Source organism: Sphingosinicella terrae, assembly GCF_003347635.1.
Taxonomy (GTDB): Bacteria; Pseudomonadota; Alphaproteobacteria; order Sphingomonadales; family Sphingomonadaceae; genus Allosphingosinicella; species Allosphingosinicella terrae.
Map to the genome: position 1 here is coordinate 533,081 of NZ_QDFY01000001.1, position 15,145 is coordinate 548,225.

General features: G+C 68.3%; 13 protein-coding genes. 1 reads left to right on the top strand and 12 read right to left on the bottom strand.

From position 1 onward, the window contains the following. Positions 1–9: 9 nt before the first annotated feature. The 12 genes from DDE10_RS02505 to DDE10_RS02560 form a co-directional block, all read right to left on the bottom strand. Positions 10–2,187 carry a TonB-dependent receptor gene (locus DDE10_RS02505; protein ID WP_284734394.1) on the bottom strand — a complete coding sequence of 726 codons (2,178 nt, stop codon included), beginning with the start codon at positions 2,185–2,187 and terminating at the stop codon, positions 10–12. A gap of 197 nt (positions 2,188–2,384) precedes the next feature. Next, complete coding sequence (locus tag DDE10_RS02510; RefSeq protein ID WP_114951123.1) at positions 2,385–5,003, bottom strand: winged helix-turn-helix domain-containing protein; 2,619 nt, start codon at positions 5,001–5,003, stop codon at positions 2,385–2,387. A 159-nt stretch (positions 5,004–5,162) separates the two neighbouring features. After that, on the bottom strand, positions 5,163–6,833 hold the full coding sequence (locus DDE10_RS02515; protein ID WP_114951124.1) for a formate--tetrahydrofolate ligase: 1,671 nt from the start codon (positions 6,831–6,833) through the stop codon (positions 5,163–5,165). Between the two features lie 70 nt (positions 6,834–6,903). Next, the gene (locus DDE10_RS02520) at positions 6,904–7,302 is read right to left on the bottom strand and encodes a hypothetical protein (protein WP_162806231.1); all 399 of its coding nucleotides are present in this window, start codon (positions 7,300–7,302) and stop codon (positions 6,904–6,906) included. Positions 7,303–7,369: 67 nt separating this feature from the next. Continuing rightward, positions 7,370–8,050, bottom strand: coding sequence for an META domain-containing protein (locus DDE10_RS02525; protein ID WP_114951126.1), 681 nt, complete (start codon positions 8,048–8,050; stop codon positions 7,370–7,372). Between the two features lie 58 nt (positions 8,051–8,108). Further along, positions 8,109–8,906, bottom strand: a complete 798-nt coding sequence (locus DDE10_RS02530; protein WP_114951127.1) for a TrmH family RNA methyltransferase — start codon at positions 8,904–8,906, stop codon at positions 8,109–8,111. A gap of 41 nt (positions 8,907–8,947) precedes the next feature. Continuing rightward, entirely contained in the window at positions 8,948–9,214 is a 267-nt protein-coding gene (locus DDE10_RS02535) for an HPr family phosphocarrier protein (protein WP_114951128.1), read from the bottom strand. After that, complete coding sequence (locus DDE10_RS02540; RefSeq protein ID WP_114951129.1) at positions 9,211–9,618, bottom strand: PTS sugar transporter subunit IIA; 408 nt, start codon at positions 9,616–9,618, stop codon at positions 9,211–9,213. Before DDE10_RS02540 ends, DDE10_RS02535 begins: the two co-directional genes overlap by 4 nt. Next, the gene (rapZ, locus tag DDE10_RS02545; protein WP_284734395.1) at positions 9,619–10,587 is read right to left on the bottom strand and encodes an RNase adapter RapZ; all 969 of its coding nucleotides are present in this window, start codon (positions 10,585–10,587) and stop codon (positions 9,619–9,621) included. A 1-nt stretch (position 10,588) separates the two neighbouring features. Further along, entirely contained in the window at positions 10,589–11,029 is a 441-nt protein-coding gene (locus tag DDE10_RS02550) for an HPr kinase/phosphorylase (protein ID WP_114951130.1), read from the bottom strand. After that, positions 11,026–12,591 (bottom strand): sensor histidine kinase, encoded by a 1,566-nt coding sequence (locus DDE10_RS02555; protein ID WP_284734396.1) that lies wholly within the window; start codon positions 12,589–12,591, stop codon positions 11,026–11,028. The genes DDE10_RS02550 and DDE10_RS02555 overlap by 4 nt, the downstream gene beginning before the upstream one ends. Further along, positions 12,578–13,285, bottom strand: a complete 708-nt coding sequence (locus DDE10_RS02560) for a response regulator transcription factor (protein WP_114951132.1) — start codon at positions 13,283–13,285, stop codon at positions 12,578–12,580. Before DDE10_RS02560 ends, DDE10_RS02555 begins: the two co-directional genes overlap by 14 nt. Before the next feature lie 148 nt (positions 13,286–13,433). On the opposite strand from DDE10_RS02560, the gene DDE10_RS02565 reads away from it, so the two are divergent. Further along, on the top strand, positions 13,434–15,083 hold the full coding sequence (locus DDE10_RS02565; protein ID WP_114951133.1) for a phosphoenolpyruvate carboxykinase: 1,650 nt from the start codon (positions 13,434–13,436) through the stop codon (positions 15,081–15,083). Positions 15,084–15,145 lie beyond the last annotated feature (62 nt).

A 15,145-nucleotide genomic window follows, 5' to 3' on the forward strand; every position in this document is an offset into this window, starting at 1 on the left:
GCCAGGGCCTCAGAAATTATAGCGCAGGTCGATGCGCCAGACCCGTGGCGGCGCCGCATGGGCGAAACCGCCCAAGACATATTCGCTGTTATAGACCTCGTCGAAGGCGTTCTCGACCGACCCGGTCAGGGTCCACCGCCCATCCGGATCCTCGAGCCCGAGCCGGAAATCGGCGAGGCTGACGTTCGACCGCGCGGTCGTGTTCTCCGGGTCCCAGAATTGTCGGCCGAGACGGCGATAGTCGGCGCGGGCGAACAGGCCGAGACCGTCGGTCAGCTGGGTGCGGTATTGAAGGCCGAGATTGATCGTCGTCTCGGGGACATAGGGCGCCCGGTTGCCGACATCGGCGGGGGTCACGCGGTAACGCCTGATCTCGCTGTCGGTATAGCCGAAGCCGGCATAGGCCGAGAGGCCGCCGGCAATCTCGGCGGTGGCCAGCGCTTCGAAACCGCGCAACCTGACACGGTCGATCGGCACCAGAACCTGCGCGCCGATCGCGCCGATGAACACGAAATATTGCTGGTTGGTCACCTCGGTGTCGAAGGCGGCGGCGTCGATCCTGACCCGACGGCGGGCGAACTGCAGCTTGGTGCCGACTTCCCAGGTCCGCGTATTCTCCTGCGGTACCAGGTCGGAGACGCCGGCAATGCCGACCGCAGCGGCGGCGGCGGCGGTGCCGTTCTGGTTGAATTGCCCGGAGCGGAAGCCTTCGCCATAGGTCACGTAGAGATTGACGTCATCGGTCGGCCGGTAGGAGAGGGACGCGCGCGGCTGCCACTTGTCGAACTCGGCGCGGTTGACTCCGCCCGGCGTGCCGCCGGTGTTGAACGGCGAAACGTCCTGGCGCCTTTTCTCCTTGTCGTATCGCAGGGCGAGGCTCGCCTCGAGCTGTGGAAGGATGTCGTAGGCGAGGTTGCCGAAGACGGCGTAATTGCGGTTGCGATTGTCGTCGCCGAAGAAGCTCAGGGTCGGATTGTCGGCGGTCGCGGGGCGCGGTGCGCGCTCTACCCGGGCGATGCCGGTGCCGCTGTCGAAGCCGGTGGTGGACGAGATGAAGCGGTCGGCATCGAGATAATAGGCACCGACCATCCAGCGCAGCGGCCCGGGCGCGGACGAGGTCAGCCTGAGCTCCTGACTGAACGCCTCGATGTCGATATATTGGGTCTGGGTCCCGTCCAGCCCGAAGATGTTGCGCGAGGCCGTGTAGGGCACCTGGTCGCCGGCCACGAACTCCTCGAGCCGGTTATAGGCGCTGATCGAAGTGAGGGTGGCGAAGCCCAGCTCCCAGTCGACCTTGAGCGACAGATCCTCGATCTCGCGATCGTCGCGGCCGATATTGGTCGAATAGAAGGTCCGCCGGACCTCGTCGGCGTCGCCGCGCGTGAAGTCGAACGGGTTGGCCGGGTCGAGCGAGACTCCGTCGGCCGCGAGATTGGCCGGCTGGTACCAGAAGGCCAGTGCGCCGCCGCGGGTGCGGGATAGCGATCCGCGCAGATCGATCGTCACCGTGTCGGTCGGCAGCCAGCGCAGCAGCGCGCTCGCCGAAAAGTCGCGATAGGGATCCTGCTCGTCGCCGACGAAGATATTGTCGAAATAGCCCTCGCGATCGACGTAGCGGGCGCCGATCCGGAACAGCAGCCGATCGGCGACGAGGGCGCCGCTTGCGGAGCCTTCGAGCAGATATTCGTCTCCGGTCCCGTAGGCGGCGCGGACATGTCCCTCGAAGGCATTGGTCGGCTGCCGGGTGGTGACGATGATCGCGCCGCCGGTCGCGTTGCGGCCGTAGAGCGCGCCCTGGGGCCCGCGCAGCACCTCGATCCGCTCGACGTCGAACAGCTCCTGGGCGAACTGCCGAGGATTGTTCTGCAGCACGCCGTCGACGACGACTGCAACCGGCGCCTCGGAATTGCGTACCTGGGTGATGCCGCGTATCGAGATGGCGCTGAGACCGGAGCTTTCCGACTGCGCGATGGTGACGTTCGGCGTCAGGCCGATGAAGTCGCCGACCTGATCGATCCTCGCATCCCGGATCTGCTGCTCGCCGAATGCGGTGACCGCGATAGGCACGTCCTGGAGCCGTTCCTCGCGATAGCGGGCGGTGACGACGATCTCCTGATCCTCATCGGCCGCGGCCTGCGGCGCCTGCGCCGGATCCTGGCTCCAGGCGGGCGCTGCGGCTCCCAGCATGATCGTTCCGGCGAGTAGACGCGACGTCGTTCGATCTAACATTCTTGACCAATCCCCCTTGCTCCCGTCGTCCAGATGCAGGGGACGCGGGCAAATGCCAATCCGGAACGGGCAAGGGTAACGGAGGCGAAACGGGTGGTGGCGAAGCGGGTGGCGCGGCTACCTACCCGATCGGGTGGCTGGGTGCGGCGCTTCGGCTAATCGATCCGGATCAGCCCGCGCTGCATCGCGGCGGACACGGCCGCGGACCGGGAATGGGCGCCGAGCTTCTCGTAGACCCGCTTCAAGTGAAACTTCACCGTGTTCTCGGACAGGTCGAGCTGGCGGCCGATCTCCTTGTTCGAGCGGCCGACGCAGAGCTGGCCGAGCACCGCCAGCTCGCGGCTCGACAGGCTCTCGTCCCGCGCCGGAGACGAGGCGGCGGCGGGCCGGAGCCGGCGGGCGAAGGCGCGCAGGGGCTCCGACAGCTCGGCGCCGGCCGAACGAAGCGCCGCATTCACCATCGGATCGATCTCGATGGCGAAGCCGGTGATCACGCCGGGCACCCGGTGGGAGCAGGCATAATCGAGAGCGCGGACGAAGCTGGCGACCATCGCCGTCGTGTCGGCGCGGGCGCGGGCCGCGCAGGCCTGGAGCGCATCGATACGGGCGCAATCGAGCGCGCGCCCCTGGCCGACCGCAACGTCACGCAGCCGTCTGAGGATCTGCAGCGCCTTGGCCGACTGGCCTGCGCGAAGGTGGAGCTGGGCGAGGGCGAGGCCGGAGGCGGTGGTCACGCGCCAGCGGTCCGGCGGCCCGGGCTCTCCGGCCCGATCCGCGACGCCGAGATCCGAGGCGAGCTGGCTGGCGGTCTCCACGTCGCCGAGGGCGACATGCTTCTCGACCCGCCAGGCATCCGCCAGGGCCTCGAGCTGAACGAGGCTGCGGCTGCGGGCCATGGCATAGGTGCGGTCGAGCAGCGAGGCGGCCTCGTCATGGTCGCCGCGGCGGACCGCGAGCGAGACCGCCGTGAAGCAGGCGACCGCGAGGATATCGAGCCAGCTGTCATGGGCCTCGAGCGCGCCCAGTGCGGAGCCGACCCGGCGCCGCGCCTCCTCGGCTTCGCCTCGCCAGTAGAGGACGTGGCCGAGCAGGCTGTTGCCGACGGCCTTCAAAGCCCGGTCCGATCCGTAATTCTCCTCGGCGGTGACGAGCGCCTCGCGCATGCAGGTCTCGGCGGCGTCGACGTCGCCCCGATAGAAATGGCTCTGCGCGAAGTGGAAGCGGCAATAGGTGGAGCCGAGCGCAGTTCCGGCCACCTCCATCGCCGCGATACCAGCCTTGCTCTCGGCCTCGGCGCGGGCGAAGTCGCCGGCCCCGAGCGCGCCCACCGCCGCCGCGGCGCTCAGCGTCGCCCGGCCGAGATGGTCGTCTTCCGGCAGCAGCGCGATGCGCTCGCCCAGCGCCCGCAGCCAGTCGGGATCGTGGACCTCGTCCGCATAGGCATTGAGCAAGGCGGTAAGAACGGTGTCGTCACGGTCGGCGTCAGGACCGGTCAGCGCCCGCGCCTGCTCGATACAGCGCCGGGCCTCGTCGAGCTCGCCATATTTGAGCTGGAGATAGCCGTGGATGCGAAGCAAATCGGGCTGCCCCTCGATCTCGGACGGCGTGAACAGGGCCATCAGGCCGCGGGTGAAGCCGATTCCCTGGTGCAGCACCATCTCCCACCCGCCGGCGGCGGCCACGAGCGCCACCGCGCCCTCGAGATCATGGCCGCGCCGGGAATGCTTGACCGCCTGGAGGAGATCGCCGGCGGCGGCGAAGCGGGCGCTCGCGCGCCGATGCAGCGCGACCGCGCGCTCGGGCAGCAGCTGCTCGCGCAGGAAATCGGCGAACAGGTGATGATAGCGGAACCAGCGCCGGGCGCCGTCGAGCGGGACGAGCAGGGCGTCGAAGCGGGCAAGGTCCGCCAGCGCCTGACGTGAATCCTGGCGATCGCGGATCGCGTCGGCCGCCTCCGCATCGAAGCTGTCGAGCACCGAGGTCTCGATCAGGAAGTCGCGCAGCGGGGGCTCGAGATCGCTCAGGACCTGCTCGAGCAAGTAGCGCGCGATCGCGTCGGTGCGCCCGGTAAAGGCGCCGATCTCGCTCTCGCGGCGCCGGTCGCGGTCGAGCCAGAGCTTGGCGAGCTGGAGCGCCACGGCCCATCCTTCCGTGCGTGCGTGGATGGCGGCGAGATCCTCGGGCGAGATCTGGCCCTGGAAGATGGTCGCCGCCTCCTCGAGGGTCAGCGCCAGGCTCGAGCCGTCGAGATGGGTGACCAGTCCCTGCGCCTCGAGATCGGCGACGCGCAGTTCCGGCCGATCGCGGGTGCTGATCACCAGGTTGAGCCCGGAAGAGACCGAGCGGACGAGATAGTCGACCACCTCGTCGACCTCGTTCGATCGCAGCCGATGATAATCGTCGAGGATGATCACCGTCATTCCGGCATTCTTCTCGATCGCCAGCCGCAGCGATTCGCGCCGGCGCGCGGCCTCGCTGAACGACGGTGCCTGGCGGGTCGCGTCCGGCTCCAGCGCCAGGCCCGCCGCCTCGAGCGCCAGAGCGAGGTTGGCGAGAAAGCGGGTGAGCTCGCCATCGTCCTCGTCCAGGCTGAGCCAGGCGACCTTGATCTCCTCGCGGCTGCGCAGCCGCTCGAACCACTGGCCGAGCAGCGTCGTCTTGCCGAAACCGGCCGGCGACTGGGTGATGGTGAGCGCGGCGCCGAGCGATTCGTCGAGCTCGCGCAGCAACGCCTCGCGTACCGACGCGAAGATGCGCTGGCGCGGCGGTCGCATCTTGCCGACAGGCGCCGGCAGTGCCGTCGGCTTAGGCGCGGGCGCGGCCTGAGGCTGGATCGAGCTGGACCGGATCGGGGGCATGGCCCGCGAAGCTAGCTTCGATGGCGTCGTAGGGGAAGCCGCCGCCGCGCCGGCCCGGCAAGGCGGCTCCGCGCCTCAGGATAGGCCGACGATCAGGCCGCGTTCGTCGACGTCCATGCCTTCGGCCGAGGGCACGCTGGGCAGGCCAGGCATCGTCATCAGGTCGCCGCACACGGCGACGACGAAGCCGGCGCCGGCGGCGAGGCGGACCTCCCGCACGGGCACGACATGGTGGCTCGGCGCGCCGAGCAAAGCGGGGTCGGTCGAGAAGCTGTACTGGGTCTTCGCCATGCAGACCTGGAGATGGCCGTAGCCGTCCCGCTCCCACTGGTGGAGCTGATTGCGTACACCCGAATTGGCGATCGCCTCGTCGGCCCGGTAGATCCGGGTCGCGATCGTGCTGATCTTGTCGAACAGTCTGAGTTCGCTGTCGTAAAGCGGCGCGAACTGGGCTCCGCCCGCCTCGGCGATCGCCGCCACCCGCTCGGCCAGCGCCTCGGCACCGGCCCCGCCGTCGGCCCAATGCGTGGCGAGCACCGCCTCGACGCCATGGGCAGCGGCTATCTCGCGTACCGCCTCGACCTCCGCTGCGGTGTCGGTGCCGAAATGGTTGATAGCGACGACGGCGGGGACGCCGAACTGACGGATATTCTCGATATGGCGGGCGAGATTGATCCCGCCGGCTCTCACCGCGGCGACATTCTCGGAGGTGAGATCGTTCTTGGAAACGCCGCCATTATATTTGAGCGCCCGCACCGTCGCGACGATGACGGCGGCGGCCGGATGCAGCCCTGCCTGGCGGCACTTGATGTCGAAGAACTTCTCGGCGCCGAGGTCGGCGCCGAAGCCGGCCTCGGTGACGACATAGTCGGCGAGGCCGAGCCCGGCGCGGGTGGCGATGACCGAGTTGCAGCCATGGGCGATGTTGCCGAACGGTCCGCCGTGGATGAAGGCCGGGTTGTTCTCGAGCGTCTGGACGAGATTGGGCCTGATCGCCTGGGCGAGCAGGACGGTCATTGCGCCTTGGGCCTCGAGATCGCGCGCCGTCACCGCACTCTTGTCGCGGCGATAGCCGACGACGATGCGGCCGAGCCGCTCGCGAAGGTCGGCCAGATCCTCGGCGAGGCACAATATCGCCATGATCTCCGAGGCGACGGTGATGTCGAAGCCGGATTCGCGCGGAAAGCCGTTGCCGACGCCGCCGAGCGACTGGACGATGTGGCGGAGCGCACGATCGTTCATGTCGATCACCCGCTTCCAGACGATCCGGCGAACGTCGATGTCGAGCTTGTTGCCCCAGTGGATGTGGTTGTCGAGCAAAGCGGCGAGGAGATTGTGGGCGCTGGTGATGGCGTGAAAATCACCGGTGAAATGGAGATTGATCTCCTCCATCGGCACGACCTGGGCATAGCCGCCGCCGGCGGCGCCCCCCTTCATGCCGAAGCAGGGGCCGAGCGAGGGCTCGCGCAGGCACAGGATCGTCTTGCGCCCGATCCGGTTGAGGCCGTCGGCGAGGCCGACCGACGTCGTCGTCTTGCCTTCGCCCGGCGGGGTAGGGTTGATCGCGGTGACGAGGATGAGCTTGCCCTGCGGCTGGCCGCGACGGGAGGCGAGCCAATCGAGCGAAATCTTGGCCTTGGTCCGGCCATAAGGCTCGACCGCCTCGTCCGGGATGCCGAGCCGGGCGGCGATCTCGTTGATGGGAAGCAGCTTCGCGGCGCGCGAAATCTCGATGTCCTTCGGCATCCGTCCCCCTCATTTTGTATGTGTCGGTTACGGATGCATAACTGATTGGCGCAGGGAGGGGGAGGGGACGTCAAGCATCCCAGTCAGCGCGCCGCTCGCCGCCGCAGCCGCGCACCCGGGCGCCGTCGGCGATGACCGTCACCTGATGTGCGTAGCCATGGCCGCTCATCGCGTCGTTGCAGCGTGCTTCGACGATATCGACGGTGAGCCGCCGGGTATCGTAACGGCGTCCGGCCATCGTCGGATCAGGATCGGGGCGCGGAGCGCTGATCCGGGTCTCGCCATAATTGCCGACATAGGTCATGCGGCCGCCGGCGATGGCGAGGCTCCAGCCCGGCTCCTGGCCGAGCGCGCGATAATTCTCCGCGGCAGGCGGCGGCATCGTGATGGCAGGATAGGCACAGGCGGCCGCGAAGCCCGCCATCGCATAAGCAGGCCATTTCGGCATGGTGATCCGGGGGCGTCTCATGACGCCCGACAGCGCGCGACTGCCCGGGCCGTTCCCAACGATTCGCCGGCGTCACGAACCCGGCGGATCAGATCGCGCGTCGCAGCCTCATCGTCACGCCATTGCCGGAAAGCCGCAGGCTGTCGCCGTCCGGATGCTCGATCCGCACCGGCCCCTGCAGCATCTGCAGCGCCCGCCGCTCATGATCCATCCGCGGCTCCGGGCAGGCCATCCGGGTCGAGATCACCGCACCCGGCATGAACGTTCCGTCGCCGGCCGCATAGGGACCGGAGAAGCGGTTGCAGCCGGCCTGGCCGCTCAGCCGGTCGCCGGTGAAACCCAGATGGTAGGTCTCGCCGCTCACCGGGCGGCCGTCTATCTCGACGATCGTCCATTGCGTGTCGGCCAGGCTCGCCGGCGGCACGATGTCGCCGCCGCAGCCGCTCAGCTCGCGACCGTCGACGCGGGCGCGCACGGTCTCGGCGTAGATGCGGTCGCTCATTCCGTCGCTGCACCTTTCGGGGCGCGAATCGAGGACGATGCGCGGCGTTTCCCAGCGACGGCCTTGAGCCGTCCGGCGTGGCGCCGGCGCCGGCACGGAGAAAGTTTCAATGTCCGGTGCCTCGAAGGTCATCCGGCCGTCGGCGATATTGATCGCCCAGAACGGCTCGGTGCCGAGTGCGCGGAACGACTCCGAGGGAGTCGTCGGCCCTGCGGGCACGGTGGCGCATCCTGCAACGAGCAAGGCGAGGAGGGGGAAGGTACGCATCACGGCAGGATAGGCCCGGCTGCCGGAACTGTCGATGAACGGCCGTTCGGCAAATCTCTCACCCCCGCCGGAACTGGTTGACCACCTCGTAGACCATCACGGCGGTGGCGATCGCGGCGTTGAGGCTGTCGGCCTTGCCGAGCATCGGGATCTTGACCAGAAGGTCGCACTCGGACTCGTAGGCAGGCGGCAGCCCGGCCTGCTCGTTGCCGACCAGAATGAAGGCCGGCGATGCATACAGAGGCTGCTGATAGTCCTGGCTGGCGTTGAGGCTGGTGCCGATCAGCTGGCCCTTCCCGGCGCGCAGCCAGAGCAGGAAATCCTCCCAGCGGGCGGCGGCGATGCGCTGGGTGAACAGCGCGCCCATCGAGGCGCGCACCGCCTCGACCGAGAAGGGGTCCGCGCAATCGTCGATCAGGATGAGGCCGCCGGCGCCGGCGGCATCGCCGGTGCGAAGGATGGTGCCGATATTGCCGGGGTCGCGAAGCGACTGGGCGACGATCCACAAGGGCGAGGCCGATCTATCGAGCCTGTCCAATCCGGTCTCGAAGGCGCGATAGACGCCGATCACGGTCTGCGGATTGTCCTTGCCCGAGATCTTGTGGAGGATGTCCGCATTCGTCTCGATCGCTTCGCCGCCCTTGGCCTCGGTTTCGTCGATCAGCCGGTCGAGCAAGGGATGGCCGGCTTCGCTGTAGAAGAGCAGCTCCGGCAGGTGGCCGGCCTCGCGCGCCTCGGTGAGGATGCGCAGGCCCTCGCCGAGGAAGAGGCCCTCGCGGCGTCGGTTCTTCTTGTCGCGAAGCCCGCGCGCCTGCTTGACGAGCGGATTGGAGAAAGCGGTGACCTGGCGCGGCATCGGTCAGTCGCGCCCGGAGAACCCGGTGGGGGCGGGCCGCGTCATTCCTCGTGGAACCGCGCCTCGACCAGCTCGACCAGCTGCTCCAGCGCCTGCTCGGCGCCGAAGCCGCTGGCCGAGATGGTGATGGTGTCGCCCATCGCCGCGCCGAGCATCATCAGCCCCATGATCGAGGTCCCGCATACCTTGGTGCCGTCCTTCTCGACCTCGACCTGAGCGTCGAGGCCGGAGGCGATGGTGACGAACTTCGCGCTGGCGCGGGCATGGAGGCCGCGCTTGTTGCGCACCTCGACCGTACGACTGATCAAGCGGCGGCCTCGCCGAGTATCTCGGATGCCACCGATATGTACTTCCGCCCCGCCTCGCGCGCGGCGGCGACGGCGGCCTTGACGTCCATGGTCTTTCGCGCGCCCTCGAGACGTATCAGCATCGGCAGGTTGACGCCGGCGATCACCTCGATCTTGCCGCTCTTCATCAGCGAGATGGCGAGGTTGGACGGGGTGCCGCCGAACAGGTCGGTAAGGACGATGACGCCGCCGCCGTCATCGACCTTGGCGATCGCCTTGGCGATGTCGTCGCGGCGCGCCTCCATGTCGTCGTCAGGGCCGATGCAGATCGGCTCGATCTTCTCCTGCGGCCCCACGACGTGCTCCATCGCGACGACGAATTCGACCGCGAGTCGGCCATGGGTAACCAGCACCAGACCAATCATTCATTCACCTTGAAATTCGTCGTCCGCCCCGTTGGTCGTCGAACCTGTCCCAGCTGATTCCGCCCCGGCGGATCGCTCGATGCCGTCGCGCGGTGGCGTGGCGAGATCGCGATGGGCCACCGTGGGCGAAAATCCCGCCGCACGCAACCGGCCAGCCACCCGTTCGGCGACATGTACCGATCTGTGACGGCCGCCGGTACAGCCGAACGCCACCGAGACATAGGATTTTCCTTCCGCCCGGTAGCGGGGGAGGAGGGTCAGCAGCAGCCCTTCGATGCGCTCGAGCGCGTCCTCATAGACCTCGTCCTCGGCGATATGCTGTGCCACCTTCCGATCGAGCCCGGTGAGCTCGCGCAGCGGCTTGTGCCAGTGCGGATTGCGCAGGAAGCGCATGTCGAAGACGAGATCCGCATTGCGCGGCACGCCGCGGGAGAAGCCGAAGGAGATCACGGTCAGGGTCGGCGCGTCCTCGCCGCCGAAGCGATCGCGGACCTGCTGGCGCAGCAGGTTCGAATCGCTGTCGGTGGTATCGATGACATGGTCGGCCCAGCGCTTGAGCGGCGCCGTCAGCTCGCGCTCCTCGAGGATGCCGTCGGTGGCGGGCCGGTCCGGCGCGAGCGGATGGCGGCGGCGCGTCTCCGAATAGCGACGAAGGAGCTCCGGAGTCTGGCATTCGAGATAGAGCATCTCGACCCCCGCCGCATGCTCCCTGGCCAACCGCTTGATCTGCTTGACGACGCCCTCCGCGTCGAAGCCGCGGGTGCGGCTGTCGAGCCCGATCGCCAGCGGCCGGGTGCGGTCGGCGCCCGCCGGCAGCGGCGTTGCCAGCAGGTGGCGCACCAGCGACAGCGGGAGGTTGTCGACCACTTCCCAGCCGAGATCCTCGAGCGTCTTGAGCACGGTCGTCTTGCCGGCACCGGACAGACCGGTGACGAGCAGGATACGCGAAGGATCGTCCGCGCGTGCCAATTCAGCTGTGAACCCCCAGGAGCTTGAGCGCCGCTTCTACCTTGATCGGCGCCGATGCCTCAAGCGCAGCCAGGCCGACCGTCGGCACTTTCACGCCGGCGATCATCCGCGCCTCGCCGGGTTCGGGCAGCCGCACCGGATCGGCGTCGAGATCGACCATCAGCGCCACCGGGACGTCGCGTTCGGCCGGAAGGTCGACGATGCCGATCCCCCGGATCTCGATCTTGCCGGCGATCGTCTCCGGGGCGCTGGCGAGCAGCCGGCCGTCGATCCGTCGGACGAGCACGTAATCATCGCTGACCAGGGCTGCGCCGCGGTCGATCAGACGCAGTGCGAGGTCCGACTTGCCGCGGCCGGAGCGGCCGCCGATCAGCACGCCCTTGCCGCCGATGGCGACACAGGAGGCATGCACGGTTTCCGAGGACAGGGACGGTGACTTCATGACGGGGCTCCCGGAAAGCGGACCACGAAGCGGGCGCCGCGGCGCCCGCCATGCCGGTCCTCGACGAGGATGCGGCCGCCATGGCCTTCGACGATCGCCTTGGCGATAGCCAGCCCGAGGCCGGAATGACGGCCGAAATCCTCGGGCGGCCGGATACTGTGGAAGCGGTTGAACACCGCCTCGCGCGAGTCGGCCGGAACGCCGGGCCCCTCATCCTCGATCGTGACGATCACCGACCCGGCCACAGCGGCGGCACGGATCTCGACGAGGCCGCCGACTGGCGAAAAGGAAATGGCGTTGTCGACGAGGTTGTCGACCAGTCGCGCGAGACGCGATTCGTCGCCGAGCACCACCGCCGTGCCGACGCGCGGCCGGGCGTAAGCGATCTGCACGCCGTTGCCGGCCCGCGCTTCCCAGGAGGCGAGCATCGATTCGATCAGCGGGCCGAGATCGACCGGCTCGAACCGCGCGCGCGACAGCTCCGCGTCGAGACGCGACGTTTCGGCAATGTCGACGACGAGGCGGTCGAGCCGTGCCACGTCCTCGCGGACGACGTCGAGCATCTGCCGGCGCAGCGCCGGATCCTCGACGCGCTCGAGCGTGTCGACGGCCGAGCGCAGCGACGCGAGGGGATTCTTGAGCTCGTGCGTGACGTCGGCGGCGAAGGCCTCGGTCGAATCGATGCGCTGGCGCAGGCTTTGGGTCATGTCGTGGAGCGCGCGGGCGAGCAGGCCGATTTCATCGCGGCGGCGCGGAAGCAGAGGCACGTCGACTTCGCGGGCGCGGCCCAACCGGACCCGGTGCGCCGCCAGCGCAAGCTTGCGCAACGGGTTGGCGATGGTGCGGGCGAGGAAGCGCGACAGCAGCACCGAAAGGATGACGGTGCCGAGCAGGATCAGCGCGAGCGAGAAGCGCTCGGCGCGGACGACGCGGCGAATGTCGCGGGCATTGACCGTGAGCAGGAGCACGCCGGCCTCCGTCCCGCCGATGCGCACGGCCGCGCTGACATAGGGCGTGCCTTCGGGCGCGCGCCTGATCTCGACGGTGGGACCACCTTGCGCAAGCGCCGCCGCGCCTTCCGGCCAGGCTTCGAGGCGGTCGATCGCCGGCGGCTCGAACAGCGGCCGCCGGGGGGCGCCGACGATCGCATCGAAGCCGTTGTCGAGCGCCCGGGCGACGTCTCGGTACCAGGCCTCCGTCGCCGGGTCGCGAAGCTCGTAGGTCGGCGGCGCGCCGGCCCAGCTGTCGGCGCGCTTCGCCCCGGTCGCGTCGTAGAAGCGCAGCCGCACCCGCAGATCCTGGCCCAGGCGGACGAGCAGCGGCTGGCGCGCCTCGGCCGGAATCGCCTCGAGGACATGGGCGATCATCACCGTCTCGGAGCGGGTCTGCTCGAGCCGCGCCTCGGTCAGCCGGCTGCGGAAGCCGTCGAGATAGAAGAGGCTGCCGGCGAGGATGATGATGGCGAAGACGTTGACGGCGAGGATGCGGTGGCGCAGCGACACGCGGCGCGTCCAGCCAAGCCCCAGACCCAGACCCAGCTCGGTCTCATCACTCCTCCGCAAAGCGGTACCCGACGCCGTAGAGCGTCTCGATGGCCTTGAAGGTGGGATCGACCTCGCGGAACTTGCGGCGCATCCGCTTGATGTGGCTGTCGATCGTGCGATCGTCGACGTAGATGTCGTCCTGATAGGCGACGTCCATCAATTGGTTGCGCGACTTGACCACGCCGGGTCGCTGAGCGAGCGCCTCGAGGATCATGAACTCGGTCACGGTCAGGGTGACGTCGCCGCCGTTCCAGGTGACCCGGTGCCGCGCCGGGTCCATGCGCAGCCGCCCGCGCGCGATCTCGATCGCTTCCGCCGCCTCGCTTTCCTCCGGGGGACGCGCCCGCATCTCGGTGCGGCGCAGCACTGCCCGGATGCGGGCGAGCAGCAGCCTCTGCGAGAAAGGCTTGGCGACATAATCGTCGGCGCCCATCGCAAGACCGAGCGCCTCGTCGAGCTCCTCGTCCTTCGAGGTCAGGAAGATGACCGGGAAGTCGCAGCGCTCGCGCAGCCGCCTCAGCAGCTCCATCCCGTCCATGCGCGGCATCTTGATGTCGAGAATGGCGAGGTCCGGTGGATTTTCGACGAGCGCCTTCAGCGCCGCTTCACCGTCCGAATAGAGGCGCGTGACGAACCCCTCCGACTGGAGGGTGACTGACAGCGATGTCAAAATATTGCGGTCGTCGTCGACGAGCGCGATGGTCACCGACATCTTGCGCTTTTCCTTCCCCGACGCGGGTTTAGCGGCGGCCGCGGCGGGGCGCCACCCTTTGACGCGGCACCGCCCCTCCGATATGGCCGGCCCATGGATGAGGCCCGCTTGCGGGCTGCCACTTATACTATTTTATAGGGGAGTTGAGTTGACCAGCAGGGTCCCTTCATTCGCGCTTTCGCACCAGGGCATCGACACCGAGGCGGAGCTTCACTGGAACCTCGAGACGGCGCCGCTCGTCGAGGCGTCGGTACGCCGCGGCGAGGGCATGCTCGCCAAGGACGGCCCGCTCGTCGTCGCCACCGGCCGCCACACCGGCCGGTCGGCGAAGGACAAGTTCATCGTCCGCGACGCCGAGACCGGCGACAATATCTGGTGGGACAACAACAAGTCGATGAGCCCGGCCCAGTTCGCCGCGCTCAAGGCCGATTTCCTGTCCGCGCTCGCCGAGAAGGAGACCCTGTTCGTCCAGGATCTCCATGGCGGCTCCCAGCCGGAGCATCGCGTCCGCGTCCGCGTCATCAACGAGTTGGCCTGGCACAGCCTGTTCATCCGCACCATGCTGGTGCGTCCGGCGGCTGAAGAGCTGGCCGGCTTCGAGCCCGAATTCACGATCATCGATCTGCCCAGCTTCAAGGCCGATCCCGAGCGCCACGGCACCCGTTCCGAGACGGTGATCGCCGTCAACATGAGCGAGCGGATGATCCTGATCGGCGGCACGGCCTATGCCGGCGAGATGAAGAAGTCGGTCTTCTCGATCCTCAACTATCTGCTGCCGGCCGAGGGCGTCATGCCGATGCACTGCTCGGCCAATATCGGGCCCCAGGGCGACACGGCGATCTTCTTCGGGCTGTCGGGTACCGGCAAGACCACCCTTTCTGCCGATGCGAGCCGCACCCTGATCGGAGACGACGAGCATGGCTGGTCCGACACCGCCGTCTTCAACTTCGAGGGCGGCTGCTACGCCAAGATGATCCGGCTCTCGCCCGAGGCCGAGCCGGAAATCTACGCGACGACGAAACGGTTCGGCACGGTGCTCGAGAATGTGGTGATCGATCAGGTGACGCGCGCGCTCGACCTCGACGATTCCAGTCTCGCCGAGAATACCCGCGGCGCCTATCCGATCGACTTCATCCCCAATTGCTCGGCCGAGAATATGGGGCCGGTGCCGAGGAACGTCATCTTCCTCACCGCCGACGCCTTCGGCGTGCTGCCGCCGATCGCGCGGCTCACTCCGGACCAGGCGATGTACCATTTCCTGTCCGGCTACACCGCAAAGGTCGCCGGAACGGAGATCGGCGTCACCGAACCGGAGGCGACCTTCTCGACCTGTTTCGGCGCGCCCTTCATGCCGCGCCACCCCTCGGTCTACGGCAACCTCCTCAAGGAGCGGATCGCCAAGGGCGGCGTCGATTGCTGGCTGGTCAATACCGGTTGGACCGGCGGCAAATATGGCGTCGGCAGCCGCATGCCTATCAAGGCGACCCGGGCGCTGCTCAACGCCGCGCTCGACGGCAGCCTCAGGAGCGTGCAGTTCCGCCGCGACCCCTGGTTCGGCTTCGACGTGCCGGTCAGTGTCCCGGGCGTCGAGCAGCGCATCCTCGACCCGCGCGACACCTGGACGAACAAGGACGATTATGACGCGACCGCGGCCCGGCTGGTGAAGTTGTTCAACGACAATTTCGCCCGCTTCGCGGATCATGTCGACCAGGGCGTCCTCGACGCCGCGCCGCGCGGAGCCGCTCCCGGCGCCGCCGAGACCGCCCAAATGCGGGAGCCTGCCGTCCAACCGGTCTGAGCCCCCGCATCCGCAGTCCTTCCAGGGAGCGCGCCGGGCGACCGGCGCGCTCCCTTCTTTTT

What these genes read in the sequence shown, in the direction of transcription:
- DDE10_RS02505 (WP_284734394.1), bottom strand. Translation starts at nt 2,187, where the DNA reads ATGCTGGGAGCCGCAGCGCCCGCCTGGAGCCAGGATCCGGCGCAGGCG.
- DDE10_RS02510 (WP_114951123.1), bottom strand. Translation starts at nt 5,003, where the DNA reads ATGCGACCGCCGCGCCAGCGCATCTTCGCGTCGGTACGCGAGGCGTTG.
- DDE10_RS02515 (WP_114951124.1), bottom strand. Translation starts at nt 6,833, where the DNA reads ATGCCGAAGGACATCGAGATTTCGCGCGCCGCGAAGCTGCTTCCCATC.
- DDE10_RS02520 (WP_162806231.1), bottom strand. Translation starts at nt 7,302, where the DNA reads ATGAGACGCCCCCGGATCACCATGCCGAAATGGCCTGCTTATGCGATG.
- DDE10_RS02525 (WP_114951126.1), bottom strand. Translation starts at nt 8,050, where the DNA reads ATGCGTACCTTCCCCCTCCTCGCCTTGCTCGTTGCAGGATGCGCCACC.
- DDE10_RS02530 (WP_114951127.1), bottom strand. Translation starts at nt 8,906, where the DNA reads ATGCCGCGCCAGGTCACCGCTTTCTCCAATCCGCTCGTCAAGCAGGCG.
- DDE10_RS02540 (WP_114951129.1), bottom strand. Translation starts at nt 9,618, where the DNA reads ATGATTGGTCTGGTGCTGGTTACCCATGGCCGACTCGCGGTCGAATTC.
- DDE10_RS02550 (WP_114951130.1), bottom strand. Translation starts at nt 11,029, where the DNA reads ATGAAGTCACCGTCCCTGTCCTCGGAAACCGTGCATGCCTCCTGTGTC.
- DDE10_RS02560 (WP_114951132.1), bottom strand. Translation starts at nt 13,285, where the DNA reads ATGTCGGTGACCATCGCGCTCGTCGACGACGACCGCAATATTTTGACA.